This window comes from Rhodobacter sp. P1_C2 (genome assembly GCF_056406375.1).
This window is the reverse complement of sequence record NZ_JBFUAG010000010.1, coordinates 120,817-137,946: the sequence shown is the minus strand read 5'-3', so window position 1 is coordinate 137,946 and position 17,130 is coordinate 120,817. Positions and strand designations below refer to the sequence as shown.

The 17,130-nt window shown below is 63.4% G+C and carries 15 protein-coding genes and 2 pseudogenes; 16 read left to right on the top strand and 1 reads right to left on the bottom strand.

The genetic code is table 11. The features are described 5' to 3' along the window. Window positions 1–57: 57 nt before the first annotated feature. From AC1DZT_RS17725 to AC1DZT_RS17710, 4 genes are all read left to right on the top strand, one after another. Entirely contained in the window at window positions 58–396 is a 339-nt protein-coding gene (locus AC1DZT_RS17725; protein ID WP_478007975.1) for a DUF2190 family protein, read from the top strand. Continuing rightward, window positions 393–704, top strand: a complete 312-nt coding sequence (locus tag AC1DZT_RS17720) for a head-tail joining protein (RefSeq protein WP_478007974.1) — start codon at window positions 393–395, stop codon at window positions 702–704. Before AC1DZT_RS17725 ends, AC1DZT_RS17720 begins: the two co-directional genes overlap by 4 nt. Further along, window positions 701–1,318, top strand: a complete 618-nt coding sequence (locus AC1DZT_RS17715; RefSeq protein ID WP_478007973.1) for a DUF6441 family protein — start codon at window positions 701–703, stop codon at window positions 1,316–1,318. The genes AC1DZT_RS17720 and AC1DZT_RS17715 overlap by 4 nt, the downstream gene beginning before the upstream one ends. Window positions 1,319–1,423: 105 nt before the next feature. Continuing rightward, window positions 1,424–3,637: a hypothetical protein gene (locus tag AC1DZT_RS17710; RefSeq protein WP_478007972.1), complete on the top strand. Its 2,214-nt coding sequence runs from the start codon at window positions 1,424–1,426 to the stop codon at window positions 3,635–3,637. An 89-nt stretch (window positions 3,638–3,726) separates the two neighbouring features. Here the strand turns inward: AC1DZT_RS17710 and AC1DZT_RS17705 are convergent, their stop codons facing one another. Next, window positions 3,727–3,951 carry a DUF2188 domain-containing protein gene (locus AC1DZT_RS17705; protein WP_478007971.1) on the bottom strand — a complete coding sequence of 75 codons (225 nt, stop codon included), beginning with the start codon at window positions 3,949–3,951 and terminating at the stop codon, window positions 3,727–3,729. A gap of 151 nt (window positions 3,952–4,102) precedes the next feature. Between AC1DZT_RS17705 and AC1DZT_RS17700 the strand changes: the two genes are divergently transcribed. The 12 genes and pseudogenes from AC1DZT_RS17700 (at window position 4,103) to AC1DZT_RS17645 (ending at window position 17,123) form a co-directional block, all read left to right on the top strand. Continuing rightward, on the top strand, window positions 4,103–5,344 hold the full coding sequence (locus AC1DZT_RS17700; RefSeq protein ID WP_478007970.1) for a helix-turn-helix domain-containing protein: 1,242 nt from the start codon (window positions 4,103–4,105) through the stop codon (window positions 5,342–5,344). An 11-nt stretch (window positions 5,345–5,355) separates the two neighbouring features. Next, window positions 5,356–5,868 (top strand): PIN domain-containing protein, encoded by a 513-nt coding sequence (locus AC1DZT_RS17695; protein WP_478007969.1) that lies wholly within the window; start codon window positions 5,356–5,358, stop codon window positions 5,866–5,868. A 31-nt stretch (window positions 5,869–5,899) separates the two neighbouring features. Continuing rightward, complete coding sequence (locus AC1DZT_RS17690; RefSeq protein ID WP_478007968.1) at window positions 5,900–6,322, top strand: acyl-CoA transferase; 423 nt, start codon at window positions 5,900–5,902, stop codon at window positions 6,320–6,322. 24 nt (window positions 6,323–6,346) lie between these two features. Beyond that, window positions 6,347–6,883: pseudogene (locus AC1DZT_RS17685) on the top strand (phage tail tube protein); the annotation flags it as partial. An 84-nt stretch (window positions 6,884–6,967) separates the two neighbouring features. After that, window positions 6,968–7,615, top strand: a pseudogene (locus tag AC1DZT_RS17680) (phage tail tube protein); the annotation flags it as partial. Beyond that, window positions 7,615–8,052 carry a hypothetical protein gene (locus tag AC1DZT_RS17675; protein WP_478007967.1) on the top strand — a complete coding sequence of 146 codons (438 nt, stop codon included), beginning with the start codon at window positions 7,615–7,617 and terminating at the stop codon, window positions 8,050–8,052. The pseudogene AC1DZT_RS17680 and the gene AC1DZT_RS17675, both read left to right, overlap by 1 nt. Beyond that, the gene (locus AC1DZT_RS17670; RefSeq protein ID WP_478007966.1) at window positions 8,049–8,279 is read left to right on the top strand and encodes a DUF7697 family protein; all 231 of its coding nucleotides are present in this window, start codon (window positions 8,049–8,051) and stop codon (window positions 8,277–8,279) included. The genes AC1DZT_RS17675 and AC1DZT_RS17670 overlap by 4 nt, the downstream gene beginning before the upstream one ends. Beyond that, window positions 8,272–10,704 (top strand): phage tail tape measure C-terminal domain-containing protein, encoded by a 2,433-nt coding sequence (locus AC1DZT_RS17665; RefSeq protein WP_478007965.1) that lies wholly within the window; start codon window positions 8,272–8,274, stop codon window positions 10,702–10,704. The genes AC1DZT_RS17670 and AC1DZT_RS17665 overlap by 8 nt, the downstream gene beginning before the upstream one ends. After that, window positions 10,704–11,813, top strand: a complete 1,110-nt coding sequence (locus AC1DZT_RS17660) for a phage distal tail protein, Rcc01695 family (protein ID WP_478007964.1) — start codon at window positions 10,704–10,706, stop codon at window positions 11,811–11,813. Before AC1DZT_RS17665 ends, AC1DZT_RS17660 begins: the two co-directional genes overlap by 1 nt. Further along, a complete protein-coding gene (locus tag AC1DZT_RS17655) occupies window positions 11,810–12,685 on the top strand; it encodes a DUF2163 domain-containing protein (protein WP_478007963.1) in 876 nt (291 codons plus the stop codon). The genes AC1DZT_RS17660 and AC1DZT_RS17655 overlap by 4 nt, the downstream gene beginning before the upstream one ends. An 11-nt stretch (window positions 12,686–12,696) precedes the next feature. Beyond that, window positions 12,697–13,167, top strand: coding sequence for a C40 family peptidase (locus tag AC1DZT_RS17650; RefSeq protein ID WP_478007962.1), 471 nt, complete (start codon window positions 12,697–12,699; stop codon window positions 13,165–13,167). Next, window positions 13,167–17,123 (top strand): baseplate multidomain protein megatron, encoded by a 3,957-nt coding sequence (locus tag AC1DZT_RS17645; protein WP_478007961.1) that lies wholly within the window; start codon window positions 13,167–13,169, stop codon window positions 17,121–17,123. Before AC1DZT_RS17650 ends, AC1DZT_RS17645 begins: the two co-directional genes overlap by 1 nt. Window positions 17,124–17,130: the final 7 nt, after the last annotated feature.

Below are 17,130 nucleotides of genomic sequence, written 5' to 3'. Positions count from 1 at the left end.
CTGACACACGGGCGGTCCTGAAGGGCCGCCCTTCGTCTATCAAAAAGGATCCCCGACATGAAGAACTACGTCCAGCCTGGCAATATCATCACCCTGACCGCGCCCTATGCCGTGACTTCCGGCGATGGCCTGCTCGTCGGGGCCATCTTCGGCGTGGCCGCAGGCACCGCCGCACTTGGCGATCCGGTCGAAACCGCCCTCGAGGGCGTCTACGATATGAAGAAGGTCGCCTCGCAAGCTTGGGCGGTGGGCGACAAGATCTACTGGGACAACACGGCGAAGAACACGACCAAGACATTGACGTCGAACACGCTGATTGGCGTGGCGACCGACGTCGTGGCAGGCGGGGCCACGGACCTTATCGGCCGCGTTCGCTTAAACGGCGCGTTCCAGTGACGGCATTTGACGCTGCGGTGGCGGCCCTTTTCGCTGACCCGAACATCGGGCGCGACGCGGTCTACACATCCGATGGCGGCGCACCCGTCCTGGTGCGCGTCATCGCCCGGCGCGCCGATTCCATCTCGGACTTCGGAGATGCGCGGCTCTGGTCGGAGACCACCCGTATCGACGTGCGCATCTCCGAGGTGCCGAACCCGCGCCCTGGTGACCGGATCGAGATCGACAGCGAGGCCTTCCTGATCCAGGGCGAACCGGTGCGCGACCGTGAGCGCCTGGTATGGACCATGGATCTGCGCCCGACATGAAGCTGAAGATCGACATCAGGCCCGACATCGTCGCCATGATGCGGGAGGAAGTCCTCGCCGGGGAACGCGCCGTCTCCGCCGCGATTCGGCAGGCAGGCACCAATCTGAAATCCGCCTGGCGGGCGCAGATAACCGGCGTGGGCTTGGGCATGCGCCTTGCCAATTCGATCCGCGCCGCCAACTTCCCGAAGTCTGGGGAAAGCCTGAACGCTGCTACGCTGGTTTGGTCGAATGCGCCGGTGATCGTCGGCGCGCATGACACCGGCCCGCTGATCCGGTCGAAGAACGGCTTCTGGCTGGCGATCCCGACGCCTGCTGCCGGCAAGTCCACGCGGGGCGGAAAAACTACCCCTGGCGAATGGGAGCGCCGTACCGGGTTGCGGCTGCGGTTCATCTATCGCCGTCGCGGGCCAAGCCTGCTGGTGGCGGAAGGGCGACTGAACACAAAGGGCCGCGCAGTGGCATCCAAGTCAAAAACCGGACGTGGCGTGGCGACCGTGCCGATCTTCCTACTGGTGCCGCAGGTCAAGCTGCCGAAGCGGTTGGATCTGGCGCGAGATGCTGAGAGGGTAGTGGGAAGCATTGCGGGCACTGTCGTTGTAGGCTGGCGATAGGCAGTGCCGGCTCGCAAATCCGACGCAACGGCAACCGGGTAGACCTCTTTCGGGGCATCCAGAATTCCGATACGTGGCCCGCCCCACGCTTCGGAAGTTAAGTCAATGAAAACAAACCCCTCGGAACTCACCACAAAACAGATCGACGACTATGCCAGGCTTCGGCTGGACGGTCGGCTCCCCGAATTAGCCATCGGAAAGTTGACGAAACACCTCAAAGCCTTGATCGAAAGCCGGGAGATGTTGGCCTATCGGGGGCAATTCCTCGATTGGCGCGAACTCGCGTTTCAGAGTGGGCTGGACTATGCGCTGCTCACTGCGGCGCGGCCTCACGTGAAGCCGCTCGTCGATGCCTGTGCGCGCGCCGTCATGCTGCGCGAGGAGTTGGAAGCACTGCCGAACACAACACTTATCCCACTGAAACCCGAACAGTCGAGGGGCAAGCCTGGCCGACGGCCGAAGCCCATCGTCGAGCGCCCCGTGCCTCTATCCGACACTTGGGACGAACCTGCCACCTTCGGTGAGGCATTGCGCCTGCACGCAGCGCGCCACGGCGAGACCGTCTATCACCTTTACGATGCGGTGGCCCGTCCCGGCGACAGGATCAACCGCAGCACCTTGATCAGTTGGGCCCGTGGCGCGAAGCAGCCGGGAAACCTTTCAAGCCTCGATATCCTGCACCGGGTCGAGGAACGCTATGGTCTCCCGAAGGGGTATTTTCGCGGCAAGGTCGGCAACACTGGCCGCGCCTCGACTGGGCATAGTCTCGAGGGAGTCACGCCATCGGAACGACGGCGCCTCGCCTGGCACTTGCCGGAAGATTTTAACAAGCGGCCCAAGGCGGAGCGGGAGGAAATTCTCGAGTGGGTTCGGACGGTGATCATCTCGGGGTCGACTGAATACCGGAGGTTCCAGGCCAATGCTGTGAAGCAGCGGTATTCGATCCGGTTCCGCAACATCCACGCGTCGAAACGGCAGGTCGGCGTCGAGGGCGATGCCAACAGGGTCGTCGAAGCGCCCAAGGCACTCAACGACGAGATGTCGGATCTGTTGAAGTTCAAGACCGCGACTTTCGCGGCCTTCGGACTGCAACGCAACGGAGTCTGGGGCGATGAAACGGCGGCTCAGAAGACCGAGCATTTCGGTCTGTGGTTCGGTGCCCTGGCCGCGTCGAGCGAGGGAGAAATCAGGGGCGCAGGCGTGCCGCTCTCTGCTTTGACCTTTGCCATGATGGTCTTTCCTAAGGTCTGGGACTGGTACCTGCGCTGGCGGGAGGAACGGCGCGGGTTCCTGACCAGCTGGGAGGTCGATCTGCTGTCGCTTGCTGCAGCCTTTACCCGCACCGAGACCGGTTGGCTGAGGCAGACGCCTTCGATGGCGAGCAAGCTGCATCCGATCGAAGGCCTGATTGACGATGCTGACATTCGAACGGCGCGACAGGATTGGGCAGCGGCTTGCGAGCGGATGTATCTGCACGCCCGGCGCCGCATCAAGGAGGTCGAACGCGTGGCCAAGGTGCACCGCGATCCATTCGAGCCGATCTTGTCGGTCCTGGAAGCCGCAAGTCCGGTTGGCGAGTACCGCAAGATCACTGAGGAAATCCTGCGGCGGATCCCCGACGAGCGTCAACATCCGAAGGCGGCCGCTGAGTCGGTGCGGGCTTTCCTGATGCTAAGGATCGGGCTTCACACAGGGTTGCGGCAGAAGAACCTGCGCGAACTCCTTCTTTGTCCGCCCGAGGAATTGCCGACGCCCGAACGCAAACTCGAGGACATGAAGCGCGGTGAATTGCGCTGGAGTGCGCGGGACAATGGTTGGGAGGTTCTGATCCCGGCCGTGGCCTTCAAGAACGCCAACTCCTCCTTCTTCGGATCACGTCCGTTCCGACTCATCCTGCCTAACCTCGGGCAATTGTACGAGAAAATGGACGACTATGTCCGCCGCCTCAGGCAGCACCTGTTAGGTCTTGCGGCCGATCCCGGCACCTTTTTCGTCAAGACCGTCAGCAGCCGAAGTGCGAATGCGGCCTATGATCAGAACACCTTCTACGAGGCTTGGCGTGTCGCAATCCAGAGATACGGGATCTACAATCCTTATACGAATCTCGGGGCGATCCCGGGGCTCTTGCCGCATGGGCCGCACAACATTCGCGATGTCCTCGCAACCCATGTGCTGAAGCAGACCGGTTCCTATGAACAGGCGAGTTATGCCATCCAAGATACGCCGGAAATGGTGGCCCAGCATTACGGCCGGTTTCTACCGCAGGACAAGGCGGAGATTGCTGCGCGCGTTCTGAACCGAGTCTGGGAGGCAGCTTGATGGTTGACGGACGCAACAAGTCAGTCTTGCGAAAGTCATAGACCCAAGAGTTGGAATGCGGAGGGTCCGATTAGACCCTCCGCATCAGATCAACCACGCGGCGGGAACGGATCGTTCCCATAGCTGTTGCGCTCACGGATCTGTCCATTGCGTCCGTGGATAACCACTTCGCTTTGCTGGTTCCGCGCGATCTGCGTCGCGCGAGACGTAGCTTCCGCCTGCGTCGGGTAGCGCGCCGTATCACGGCTATTCCCGGCGCCGAGCACTGCCCAACCTCCGTCACGACGAACCACATGCTGGTTCTTACCTGCCATCTAAATCACCCCCTTTCGATTGGCTAAGACTTGAAGATGGGGAACGGCGTCGCAACATTCAAGTAAGAATTTGACGGTAGTGTTCGAATAGAGTATCCATCCTGAAAAGGATAAACGGGGGTAGCCCGACTGTAGAACGTGAGGAGGCACCATGAACCGCGCCGAACTGTTGCGCCGACTACGGGAAGCGCGCGAGCTCTCGTCTGTGAGCCAAGACGAAGCGTCCCGCCATTTGGGATTGCCGCGAACGTCCGTGACCCAGATTGAGGCCGGAAATCGGGCGATTTCGACTCTCGAAATCTCGAGGCTCGCGGATCTTTATCGACGTCCAGTGACCTGGTTCCTCGACCAAGCTGCAGACAATGAAGAAGATCTGCTCGTCGCACTCCATCGGATTGCTCCGGGACTCGACCAAGCGCCAGAGGTCAAGGCAGAGGTCGACCGCTGCGTCAGGATTTGCGCCGAAGGCGTAAGTCTTGAAATTCTGCTGGGTCGCGAGGAGCGCTTTGGGCCGCCTGCCTATCGCGAAACCGCGCCACGTTCGACGGGCGAAGCCGTAGCTCAAGGCGAGCGAATTGCAAATCAAGAGCGACGTCGACTGGAACTCGGCAGTTCACGCGTACCGGATCTGACGGAACTCCTTGCAGACCAAGGGGTTTGGGCGACGACGGCCGAGCTGCCGGAAATGATGTCCGGCTTGTTCCTTCGGCATTCAAGTATCGGAATGGCGATTCTCGTGAACGCCGGTCACGTGCGAGCGCGTCAGCGGTTTTCGCTAGCGCACGAGTATGCGCATGCCCTTCTTGATCGGGACCGCGGCGTGGGGGTCAGCACTGCCGATAATAGCAGCGAGAGGATCGAGCAGCGTGCCAATGCTTTCGCAGCAGCCTTCCTTCTTCCAGAAGAAGGGCTCGCTGACGAACTCCGGCAACTTGGCAAAGGCCAGCCGTCGCGAACTGATCAGGTCGTATTCGATGCGGCAACCGGGGGCAGTATCCATGGCCAACTGCGCCCCGCGCCTCGCTCTCAGACCATTGGGTTTCAGGATATCGCAATCATCGCCCACCGTTTCGGTGTCAGCTACCAAGCTGCGGTCTATCGCCTGAAAAGCCTGCGGTACATCAATCAAGCTGAGGCTGACCAGTTGCTCGGTGCCGACCTGGCCCAAGCAGGGCGGGACTATCTGAAAGCCCTCTATTTCTTCCAAGACCTTGAAGAGCCGGTGGAGGAGAAGCGGGGATCCAGGGAATTGCGGAGCCGAGTCGCACATCTTGCCCTCGAAGCTTACCGCCAAGAAGAAATCTCCCGGGGTCGCCTGCTCGATATTGGCAAGACCATCTCATTTGATGGCCGGTTGCTGCTCGATCTGGCGGAAGCCGCAAGGTCCGAGTGAAACGGTCGCACATGTCGAAACCCAAAGTCATCCTCGTCACGGACACATCCGTTCTGGTGAACTTCCTGCGCATCGATCGCATGGACCTCTTGCGCGCTTTGTCGCACGATTTCTTGGTCACGGAGCATGCCGCTGCCGAGGTGACTGAACTTTATGCGGATCAACTGGTGGCGTTCGAGGCGGCACTAGCCATTGGGTGCTTCCAAATCTGCCGTGTCGAAAGCGACGAGGCGCTGGATTTGTTTGGACAACTGACCGGTACTTCGCGGCTCGGTGTCGGAGAAAGTGCTACCATTGCCCACGCTATTTCGATCGGCGCGGGCATTGCGATCGATGACCGACGTGCAATAAACGAAGCACGTCGCGTCTCCCACGAGCTGGCCATCGTCGGAACCGTGGATTTGGCTGTCGAGATGATCCGAGAAGGACTTCTGACGCTCACCGAGGCCGACGCCATCAAGGACAATTGGGCCAAGAATCATCGTTTCAGGGTCAAGTTCGGGAGCTTTGCCGAACTGCTGTGACCCTGTCCCTACCGAGAGGTTGCAGCGATACATGTCCACCCAACGAGAAACCATCCTCGCAGCGCTGCATGGCCGACTGCAAACCCTTGCCGCTCCAGTGCTTCGCGGCGACGTGCTGCCCGAACGCATCCCGGCCACCGGCCTGATCATCCTTCGCGACGGAAAGCCGGGTGATCCGGAGGTGACGTTATCGCCGCTGACATATTTCTATGAGCATCGGGCGGAACTGGAGGTGGTGATCCAGGCGGGGACCGGGCGCGATGCTCTGTTCGATGCGCTGACGGCCGATGTCGGCTCGGCGCTGGCCGTTGATCGAACGCTGGGCGGGCTATGCGATTGGGTCGAGGCGGAAGCGCCCGAGCCGGTTGATCTGCCCATTGAAGGGGCGGCGACACTCAAGGCGGCTGTGATCGTCATCGTGCTGCACTACGCCACCTCCGACCCACTGATCTGATTTCCCTCACGAAAGGACACTGACATGGCACGCGCACAAGGGGCGCGGGCGCAGATGGCGCTTGCGTTCGAGACAATTTACGGCACCCCACCGGGGTCGGGCTACACCCAAATGCCCTTCATCACCTCCTCGCTTGCGGCCGAGCAACCGCTGCTGGCATCCGAACTGCTGGGCTATGGCCGCGATCCGCGAGCACCTTTGCTGGATGCGATCACCACTGATGGCGATGTCGAGGTGCCGATCGATGCCGTGGGGTTCGGCTTCTGGTTGAAGGCGGCGTTCGGCGCACCGACGACGGCTGGCACGGTGGCGGCGACCGGGTCGATCACGTTTTCGGCCCAACCCGCTGTCAACTCGACGCTGACGATCAACGGCACGGCCTTCACCTTTGTGGCCTCGGGTGCCACCGGCAACCAGGTGAACATCGGCGCCAACCTCGCCGCCACCATGACGGCGCTGGCGGTGGCTCTGAACGCCAGTGTGGTCGCTGGCGTGGCGCTAGCGACTTACACCGGCACGGCTACCGCGCTGACAATGGTCTATGACGTCCTCGGCAGTGCGGGGAACGGTTTCACTCTGGCGGCATCAATTTCACCAGCATCGAATGGCTCGGTTTCGGCTGCGACCCTGACCGGCGGATTGAATTCCCACACTTTCTCGTCAGGAAGTTGGGCCCTGCCCAGCATGTCTATTGAAGTCGCGATGCCTGAGGTGCCGCGCTTCGCCATGTATTCGGGCTGCGTGCTGGACCAACTGTCCTGGTCCATGGAGCGCTCTGGCCTGCTTGGCGCCAAGGCGATGCTTGTGGCACAGGGCGAAGCCATCGCCGGGTCCACGGCTGCAGGCACGCCTGCGACGATTGCCCTGAAGCGGTTCGGCCATTTCAATGGGGCGATCAAGCGCGATGGGGTATCGCTGGGCAACATCGTCTCGGCGGACCTGACCTATGCCAACAACCTCGACCGGATCGAAACCATCCGCTCCGATGCCAAGATCGATGGTGCGGATCCCACCATCGCGGCACTGACCGGCAAGATCGAGGTGCGCTTTGCCGACACCACGCTCTTGACCCAAGCCATCAACGGCACGGCCGCAGCCCTGGAGTTCAGCTATGTCCTGCCCTTGGGTGAAAGCCTGACCCTAACCGCCCATGCGGTCTATCTGCCGCGCCCCCGCATCGAGATCAAAGGCCCAAAGGGTGTCCAGGCTTCCTTTGATTGGCAGGCGGCCTTGGCCACCAGCCCCGCCCGAATGTGCACCGTCGTCCTCGTCAACAGCATTGGAAGTTACTGATGATCCGTCTCGACCTCTCCCGCGAACCGCAATGGCTGGACCTCGGCCATGGCGTGAAACTGAAGCTTTTGCCGCTGACGACCGCCCTGATGGTCGCCACCCGCGCCGACCCCGCTGTGCAGAATCTGGATCCCATGTCCAGCAATGACGCCCGGGCCGCGATCTTCGCTGGGGCGCTGGCACGCCATGCTGTCGTGGATTGGGAAGGCGTCGGCGATGTGGACGGCAATCCGCTGCCCGTCAGCGATGAAGGGATCGAAGCCCTTCTGTTGCTGTGGCCGATTTTCGAGGCGTTCAACCTGTTCTACGTCAGCCGCGGCATGCTGCTGGATGCGGAAAAAAACGGCTCTGCGCCCTCGCCGACTGGCACTTCGGTGGGGGCGACGGCTACTGCGCGGCCTGCGAAACGCAATGCCAGGACTGCCCCGCGCGGGTGAACCAGCCGCTGAGCCATGACGGCTGGCAGGTCTGGGATCTGGTCTGCCGTCTCGGCGGCCAGATGCGAGTGGCGGGTAAGGCAGTCATTGGCTGGGACATGAGCGCGGCCTTGGCGCTGGCCCAAGCACTGGGCCTGAACCCGATGGTGGCGGCCGAACTGCTGCCAGAACTTGAGGCGGTGATGGTCCGCCGCATCAACGAAAAGATCGGAGCCGAGGATGGTTGAAAAGCGCGTATCGGTCCGCCTCGCGGCGGTCGGCGGCAAACAGGTGCGCGCCGAACTGGAAGGCGTGGGCGATGCCGGGGCAAAGGGCTTCGGCCGGATGTCGAAGGAAGCGGAACTCGCCAATGCAAGGCTGGCAGCATTTGCGACACGGGTGAAGATCGCGGCGGCGGTGGCCGTTGCTGCGGCTGCCGCCGCTGGCATCGCCATGATCAAGTCTGGCCTTGAGACCATCGACGCGCAGGCCAACCTTGCGCAATCCCTCGGTACCACGACCCGCAGCATCCAGGTACTGACCTTCGCGGGCGATCTGGCCGGGGTCTCGATGGACGAGATTGCAGCTGCGACCAAGAAACTGACCTTGAAACTCTCTGATGCGGCGGGCGGCACCGGCACGGCGGTCGACGCCCTCAAACGCTTGCACCTGACGGCCACCGATTTGCAGGCGCTGCCGCTGGATGAGCGCATCGTGGCCATTCAGGACGCGATGACCAAATTCGTCCCCCCAGCCGAACGGGCGGCAGTGGCCTCAGCCTTGTTCGGCGACAAGGCGGCGCTGGCTTTCAGCCGGATCGACAGCGCAACGCTGCGCCAAGCATCTCAGGACATCACCGACTTCGGCGTCGCGGTGTCGGATCAGGATGCTGACCAGATCCGAACCGCTGGCGATGCCATCGACCGGCTGGGCCTCGTCTGGCTGGGCCTGACCAATCAGTTGACCGTTGCCGTAGCTCCGGCCCTGGAAACGGTGGCCAACGCACTGGCCAACGCAACCCGCAAGGGGGGCATTTTCCAGACCAGTATCGCCTTCCTCGGCGACCATATCGGCGAAATCGCGAGCATCGCCGGGGCGTTTGCCGCCTTCTTTGCAGGGCGCTTCGTCGTGGCACTGGGCGCCGCTGCGCTGGGCGTCAGCGGATTTTCTCTTTCCTTGACAGTCCTGAAGGGTGCCCTCATCCGCACCGGAATTGGCGCTTTGATCGTGGGGGCCGGGGAACTGGTCTACCAGTTCTCGAAGCTGGTCGAGGGCGCTGGCGGGTTTGGCGCAGCCCTCGGCTTGCTGTCCGATCTCGCCAGTGAAGTGTGGGACCGGATCGGGTTGGGCATCGATGCCCTTGTCGCCAGCCTCAGCGCCAGTTGGTCAGGCATCACCGCGACCGTAGCCGATGCGATGCAAGGCGCGTTGGTGGCAGTCGTTGGCTTTGGCAATTCGGCGACCGGCGTGTTTCAGGGGGCGTTTGATGCGGTCAAGGCAATTTGGGCTGCGCTGCCCTCGGCCATCGCCGACTTCGCATTCCAGGCCGCGAACGGGCTGATCGGCGGCGTCGAGGCGATGCTGAATGGCGTCGTAACGCGGATCAACACCTTCATTTCCGGCCTGAATGCCGCGCTCGACATGCTGCCCGACTGGGCCACCGGCGAGGGCGGAATCCAGATCGGCACGCTCGATCCAGTCACTTTGGGCCGGGTCGACAATCCCTTCGCCGGGGCGGCAACGGCCGCCGGTGCCGCCGCAGCCGATGCGTTCAAGGCTGCGATGGGCAAGACCTATCTCGAGACGCCCGATCTTGGGCTTGGCATAGTGGCCAGCGATGCGCGTGATCGAGCCGCCGCCTATGATGAAGCAGCAGGCATGTTGACCGATGCTGCCACCCGACCGCTGGCCAGTTGGCAAGCCCTGCAATCGGCCATGACTTCGGCCGGAACCGACGGTACAGCCGCCCTTGATGCGGCGACAGCCGCCGCCGATGGCACCACCGATGCGCTGAATGATGCGGGTGGCGCTGCCGGGCGCGCCGGTGCCGCAGGAAAGGCGGCTGCGGATGAAACTGCCACGGGCTGGAAGGCGGTCACCGCGGCTCTGTCTGACTATGCCAGCAAGGCCCGCGACATTGGTGCCGACGTCGGCCAGGCGCTTGTCGGTGCCTTCCAGTCTGCCGAGGACGCGGTGGGCGAGTTTGTGAAAACGGGCAAGCTAAACTTCGGCGATCTCGTCACCTCGATCCTGGCAGACCTCGCCAAACTGGCTGTGCGCAAATCCGTGCTCGGCCCAATCGCCGACATGCTTTCCGGGGCGCTGGGCGGCATCGGTGGCATCTTCGCGCCCGTCCTGCATTCGGGCGGCCTGGTTGGGAGCACCGCTTCCCGCCGGATGATCCCGGCGTTGGCCTTCGCCGGCGCACCACGGATGCACTCCGGCGGCTGGGCGGGGCTCCGTCCCGACGAGGTGCCAGCCATACTGCAAAAGGGCGAACGCGTGTTGTCGCGCCGTGAACTGGCCGCGCAGGGCGGTTCGCAGGCAGGCGGTGGCGGCCAGAACATTGCCGTAACCATCAACGCCCGGGATGCCCAGAGCTTTCGGCAATCGCGCGTCCAGGTCGCCAGCGACATCGCCCGTGCGGTGGCCTTTGGTCGGAGGGCGTTCTGATGGCATTCGATGAAGTCCGCTTTCCCGACATGATCAGCCGGGGCGCGCGAGGTGGTCCGCAAAGGCGGACCCAGATCGTGACGCTCGCTTCGGGCGATGAAGAGCGTAACGCGTCATGGGCCAATTCGCGGCGGTCCTACGATGCCGCCTACGGGATCCGCCGCGCCGACGATCTGGCGGCGGTGATCGCCTTCTTCGAAGCGAGGAACGGCCGCCTGTGCGGGTTTCGTTGGAAAGACTGGGCCGATTACAAGTCCTGCCTCCCCTCGACAGCGATCTCTGCCTTTGACCAGCCACTCGGCACCGGCGATGGCACGACCACCACGTTTCAGTTGAAGAAGCTCTACACCTCGGGCGGGCAGACCTGGTCACGCACGATCCTGAAGCCCTTGGCCGGAACAGTTCAGGCTGGGATCTTGACGCTGCAAGGACCTGAATTGCTAACCTCGGGCAGCAATATGCAGTCCGTGACGTGGTCGAACACCGGGGCCCTTGGGGCAAACAGTGCGGTGACCTATGGCAGTTTTACCGCTGCCTATGATCTCGGGACGACCGGTTCGGGTCTGCGCCAGCACGCCTCGGTTCCGGTCCAGCAGGGCAAGAAGTACCGCGCACAGGTCTGGTTCAAGGCAGGTGGGTCTCCCGATGCGCGCCTGAACCTGCGCCTGCAGCCCGGCAACCTCGACAGCGGCATCAAGGGGACCTTTGCCGCGCCGACGATCTACAACCAGAATGGCGGGGCGATCTCAAACGTGGTGATCACCGACCTCGGAGGCGGCTTTTGGCTCTGGTCCTTCGACATTGTCGTGGGCGCTGGCCTGACAGGATGCCTCCTCGGGGCTGGCAACAGCACGGCAGGGCAGATCGTCACCATCCTTGGCGCGAGCTTGCGCGAACCGGCCTGGACAGGGGCCGCCCCCGGTTGGACCGCAGATGTCTCGACCGGGATCGTGACTTTCCTCAGTCCACCCTCGGTCGGGGCCAATCTGACCGCAGGGTTCGAATTCGATGTGCCCGTGCGTTTCGACACAGATGATCTGCCCGTCACGCTCGATATCGAGCGCCTCGGGTCAATCACATCCATCCCACTGATCGAGGTCCGCAGATGAAATCTCTGCCTTCTGGGCTGCAGGCCCATCTCGATGGCGGCACCACCACCTTGTCCTGGTGCTGGAAAATCACCCGCAGCGATGGTGCAGTGTTCGGCTTCACCGACCACGACCTGCCGCTCACCTTTGCGGGCACTTTGTTTGAGCCCGAAAGCGGCTTCGTCCCCTCGGAAATCCGCGCCGCGCAGGATTTCTCAGTCGATGCGCAGGATGTCGAGGGGGCACTGTCCTCGGACCGGATCACCGAAACCGACATTCTGGACGGGCGCTGGGACAATGCCGAGGTCGAGGTCTGGCGGGTCAACTGGGCCTCGACCGACCAGCGCCTGTTGATGCGGCTGGGGAATCTGGGTGATATCCGGCGTGGGCGAACCAGTTTCGTGGCCGAAGTCCGATCCCTCGCGCATTGGCTGAACCAGACGGTCGGCCGGACCTATCAGTTTTCCTGCGACGCCGATCTCGGCGACACGCGATGCGGGGTGAGCCTGTCCTCGCCGCTCTGGTCAGCGACCGGGACAGTGGCGACACTCTCAGGCAGTCGGGGTTTCACAGCCACCGCGCTGGGCAGCTTTGCCACTGACACTTTCACCCTTGGCGTCATCGCCTGGACGACCGGCGCCAATGCCGGGCGCAAGGCCGAGATCGCCAGCTTCGCCGAAGGTGCGATAACCCTTTTCGAAGCCCCGGTGCGACCAATTGCCGTCGGCGATGCTTTCCTCGCCACAGCGGGCTGTGACAAGCAGTTCGCGACCTGTTCGGCCAAGTTCGGTAATGGCGTGAACTTCCGGGGCTTTCCCCACATGCCCGGCGAGGAAGCCGTGCTGCGCTATCCCAATCAGGGCGATGCCAACAACGGCGCGCCCCTTACCTGACGGATTTCCACATGACCGCCAACACCCTGACCCCGGCCGATCCTTCGGCTGTGCTGGCCATCGCACGATCCTGGCTTGGCACGCCCTATCTGCACCAGTCCTCGGTGCAGGGCGTTGGCTGCGATTGCCTTGGCCTGGCACGAGGCATTTGGCGGGCCCTGCATGGCGACGAGCCTTGGGAGGTGCCGCCCTATTCCCGCGATTGGGGCGAGGCGGGGCGGCGCGAAGTCCTGGCCGAAGCAGCGCGGGCGGCCCTGATAGAGGTGTCGCTGAGCGACGCCGGTCCTGGCACGCTGATCCTGTTTCGCATGGCGCCGGGCGTACCTGCCAAGCATTGCGGCTTCCTCGGCGCCAGCGTGATCCGGCCGAGCCTGATCCATGCCTATGACCGTTCCGGCGTGGTCGAAGAGGCTTTCACCCCGGCGTGGGCGCGGCGCGCGGCCTTTGCATTTGTGTTTCCTGCACCCGTCGAGGTGATCTGATGGCCTCCATCGTTCTTGCTGCCGCTGGCGCCTCAATCGGTGCGGGCTTCGGCGGCACCATCCTCGGCCTGTCCGGTGCCGTGATTGGTCAGGCAGCAGGCTCGATCATCGGCACCATCATCGACAGCCGGATCATCGCCTCCTTCGCCCCAAACCAGATTTCCGAAGGGGCGCGGCTGGAAAGCCTGCGTGTAACGTCGTCCACCGAAGGCTCGGTAATCCCGAACGTCTACGGGCGCATGAAGATCGGCGGCAACATCTTCTGGGCGACCGATTTCCTCGAGAAATCCACGACGACCTCGCAAGGCGGTAGCGGAAAAGGTGGTGGTGGCGGCGAGGTCAAGACCACGACCTACTCCTATTCCTGCTCTTTTGCGGTCGGGCTTTGCGAGGGCCCGATTTCAGGGATCGGGCGCATCTGGGCGGACGGCAAACCCTTTGATCTGCCGGGCGCGGTCTGGCGTGTTTACACCGGGACAGAAACCCAACTGCCCGATCCCTTCATCACCGCCAAGATGGGAAGTGGTAGCGCCCCAGCTTATCGCGGCATGGCCTACGTGGTCTTCGAGGAACTGCCGCTCGAGAAGTTCGGCAATCGTATCCCCCAGCTGTCTTTCGAGGTGATCAGACCGACGCTGGCTGACGGCTCCGCCGAAAGCCTGATCCGGGCCGTGAATCTGATCCCCGGCGCAGGCGAGTTTGTCTATGCCACCGAGACCATCACCCGCTCCTCGGGTGGCACGACGGTCCCCGAGAACCAGAACAGCACTTTCGGCAAGGCCGACTTGCCCGCGTCGCTGGACAACCTGGAACAGGTGGCGCCGAACCTCGAAAGCGTCTCGCTGGTCGTGAGCTGGTTCGGCACGGATCTGCGCGCCGGGTCGTGCCTGATCCAGCCCGGGGTCGAGACCACCACCAAAGCCACTTCGCCGAAGTCATGGGCGGTGAATGGTCTGACACGCACCAGCGCGCATCTGATCAGCCAGGTCAGCGGTGCGGCGGCCTTCGGCGGAACGCCTGCGGATTTCGCGGTGGTCGAAGCGATCCAGGACCTGCGCGCCCGGGGCAAGCGCGTGACGTTCTACCCGTTCGTGATGATGGACATCCCGGCCGGAAACACGCTGCCGAACCCTTACAGCGCCAATGCCGCCACCCTCGGCCAGCCCGTCTATCCTTGGCGCGGCCGGATCACCGTTTCGCCCGCAGCCGGGCGAACCGGAACTGTGGAGAAGACTGGGGCCGCAGCGACCCAGATTGCAGCCTTCTTCGGATCCGCAGCAGCCGCCAACTTCTCGACCAATGGCACGGCCGTCAGCTGGACTGGCTCGCCATCCGAATGGGGTTATCGCCGGATGGTCCTGCATTATGCCAAGCTTTGTGCGGCGGCGGGCGGCGTCGACAGCTTCCTGATCGGCTCCGAACTGCGCGGTCTGACCACCGCGCGCTCCGGATCCAGCACCTATCCCGCCGTTGCAGCTCTGCAGACTCTCGCCGCCGATTGCCGGGCGATCCTGGGGCTTGGCACCAAGATCGGCTATGCGGCCGACTGGTCGGAATATTTCGGCCATCAGCCGGGCGACGGCACCGGGGACATCCATTTCCACCTGGACCCGCTTTGGGCTGATGCGAACATCAACTTCATTGGGGTCGACAACTATCTGCCCCTGTCGGATTGGCGGGATGGCACATCGCACCTCGACGCCTCGGGCGGTTGGTCGGGCATTCATGACCCGGCCTATCTGCAATCGAATATCGAGGGCGGCGAATATTTCGACTGGTTCTACGCCTCGGACGCCGCGCGCAACACCCAGACCAGGTCGGCGATCAGCGACGGCGCCTATGGCAAGCCTTGGGTCTTCCGGCCAAAGGATTTCCGCAACTGGTGGATGAACAGCCATAAGAACCGCCCGGGCGGCGTCGAGAGCGCCAGCGCCACGGCATGGGTGCCGCAGTCGAAACCAATCCGCTTCACCGAGATTGGCTGTCCCGCCGTCGACAAGGGCACGAACCAGCCCAATGTCTTCTTCGACCCGAAGAGTTCTGAAAGCGAACTGCCCCACTTCTCATCCGGCGCGCGGGACGACGCGATCCAGCGCCGCTATTTGGAGGCGCTGATCAGCTACTGGTCGGACACTGCCCACAATCCGACATCCACCGTTTATTCCGGTCCGATGATCGACATGACCGAATGCGCGGTCTGGTGCTGGGACGGGCGGCCCTATCCCGCCTGGCCCAGCCGCAGCGATGTCTGGGGCGACACGGCGAATTGGGAAGTCGGGCATTGGCTGAACGGTCGCCTCGGCAATGCCAGCCTCGGGGACCTAGTTCGGTCGATTTGCGCCCGGACGGGGATCGATCCGAACGCGCTGGATGTCTCGCGCCTGGCCGATGCCGTGCCCGGCTTCGTGATCGCGGCCCTCGAAAGCCCGCGTGCCTCCATCGCACCGCTGGCCCGGTATTTTGGCTTCGATGCCGTGGAAAGCCAGGGGCTGCTGCGCTTCGTGCCGCGGGGCGGCACCTCTCTGACCGCGATCACCGCCGACGACCTGGTCGCGGCCGACCGGCCAGAGGGCGAGGACATCGAGTTCACGCGCGGCCAGGAAACCGAACTGCCGCGCGTGTTGAAATGGCGGATTCTGTCGGCCGATGAGGATTATGAGGCGGTCACCGTGGAGGCTCGCCGCGTGACGGTCGACAGTGTGAGGGTCCAGGCCGAGCAATTCGCGATTGCCCATCCACCGGCGACGGCCGATCGCAACGCCCGCCGTGCGCTGTTCGAAGCCTGGATCGGCCGCGAAACCGCGACCTTCGCCTTGCCGCCCTCGCGTCTGGCGCTGGACCCGACAGATGTCGTCTCGGTCGAGAATGACGGACGCAGCTTGGATTTCGCGCTGACCCAGATCGCCGATGGCGAAGCGCGGCGGGTGGAAGCATCGCGACGGGACCAGACGGTCTACGGCTTGCCCGAGGGTCCATCACGGGGCGTGTCAACTGCCGTGCCGGTGGTTTACGGCCCGCCAGATGCGGAAATCCTCGACCTGCCGCAACTTAGCGAAGACGTGGCTGCCTACCGTCCCCTCGCAGTAGTGGCAGCTTCGCCTTGGTATGGTCAGGCCGCGATCTGGCGCAGTGCTTCGCTGGATGGGTTCTCGCTGTTTTCCACGGCCTCGGTGCCCGCCCAATTCGGCACTTTGGCGGCGGCGCTGGCGTCCGGGCCGTCCTGGCGCTTCGATTTGGCGAATGCGCTGCTGGTCGATATCGCCTCCGGATCACTGCAGAGCGTGACCGACGAGCAGCTGTTCGCGGGCGCCAATGCGCTGTCTTTGGAAACCGCTCCCGGCACCTGGGAGGTGCTGCAGTTCGGACAGGCCAGCATCGTCACGACCGGCCGCTGGAAACTGACACGACTGCTGCGGGGACAGTCTGGCACCGAAGACGCCATCGTGACCTCGGCCGCGATCGGCAGTCGGATCGTGTTTCTGGGGTCGGCACTGGTGCCGCTGCCGGTGACAGAGGCGGAGCTTGGCATGCCTTGGAACTGGCGCATCGGACCGGTGGGTCGTGCTGCCGGGGATGCCATCAACCTCGCTCTGGCCTTTACGCCGCAGGGCCGGGGCCTGCGCACCTGGAGTCCAGTGCGGATCAAGGGCGTTTGGCAGGGATCGGGCGACATCACCCTGTCCTGGCTGCGGCGGACCAGGTCGCTGGCAGGCGATAGCTGGAATGCGCCAGAAGTGCCGCTGGGCGAGAACGCCGAGGCTTATGACATCGAAGTGCTGAACGGTGGCGGCTCGGCGGTCCGAACGGTCACCGGCCTGCCAGTTGCCGCCTGGACCTATTCAGCCGCGATGCAGGCCACCGATTTCGGCGCACCTGTAGCCAGCCTGCGCCTGCGCGTTTTCCAGAACGGCCAACTGGGCCGCGGCGCGCCTGCTGAAACCATCCTGACCCCCTAGGAGAATG

Excerpts from the sequence above, each read along its gene's own strand:
- AC1DZT_RS17725 (WP_478007975.1), top strand. The coding sequence starts at position 58 with ATGAAGAACTACGTCCAGCCTGGCAATATCATCACCCTGACCGCGCCC.
- AC1DZT_RS17715 (WP_478007973.1), top strand. The coding sequence starts at position 701 with ATGAAGCTGAAGATCGACATCAGGCCCGACATCGTCGCCATGATGCGG.
- AC1DZT_RS17710 (WP_478007972.1), top strand. The coding sequence starts at position 1,424 with ATGAAAACAAACCCCTCGGAACTCACCACAAAACAGATCGACGACTAT.
- AC1DZT_RS17705 (WP_478007971.1), bottom strand. The coding sequence starts at position 3,951 with ATGGCAGGTAAGAACCAGCATGTGGTTCGTCGTGACGGAGGTTGGGCA.
- AC1DZT_RS17700 (WP_478007970.1), top strand. The coding sequence starts at position 4,103 with ATGAACCGCGCCGAACTGTTGCGCCGACTACGGGAAGCGCGCGAGCTC.
- AC1DZT_RS17695 (WP_478007969.1), top strand. The coding sequence starts at position 5,356 with ATGTCGAAACCCAAAGTCATCCTCGTCACGGACACATCCGTTCTGGTG.
- AC1DZT_RS17690 (WP_478007968.1), top strand. The coding sequence starts at position 5,900 with ATGTCCACCCAACGAGAAACCATCCTCGCAGCGCTGCATGGCCGACTG.
- AC1DZT_RS17675 (WP_478007967.1), top strand. The coding sequence starts at position 7,615 with ATGATCCGTCTCGACCTCTCCCGCGAACCGCAATGGCTGGACCTCGGC.
- AC1DZT_RS17665 (WP_478007965.1), top strand. The coding sequence starts at position 8,272 with ATGGTTGAAAAGCGCGTATCGGTCCGCCTCGCGGCGGTCGGCGGCAAA.
- AC1DZT_RS17660 (WP_478007964.1), top strand. The coding sequence starts at position 10,704 with ATGGCATTCGATGAAGTCCGCTTTCCCGACATGATCAGCCGGGGCGCG.
- AC1DZT_RS17655 (WP_478007963.1), top strand. The coding sequence starts at position 11,810 with ATGAAATCTCTGCCTTCTGGGCTGCAGGCCCATCTCGATGGCGGCACC.
- AC1DZT_RS17650 (WP_478007962.1), top strand. The coding sequence starts at position 12,697 with ATGACCGCCAACACCCTGACCCCGGCCGATCCTTCGGCTGTGCTGGCC.
- AC1DZT_RS17645 (WP_478007961.1), top strand. The coding sequence starts at position 13,167 with ATGGCCTCCATCGTTCTTGCTGCCGCTGGCGCCTCAATCGGTGCGGGC.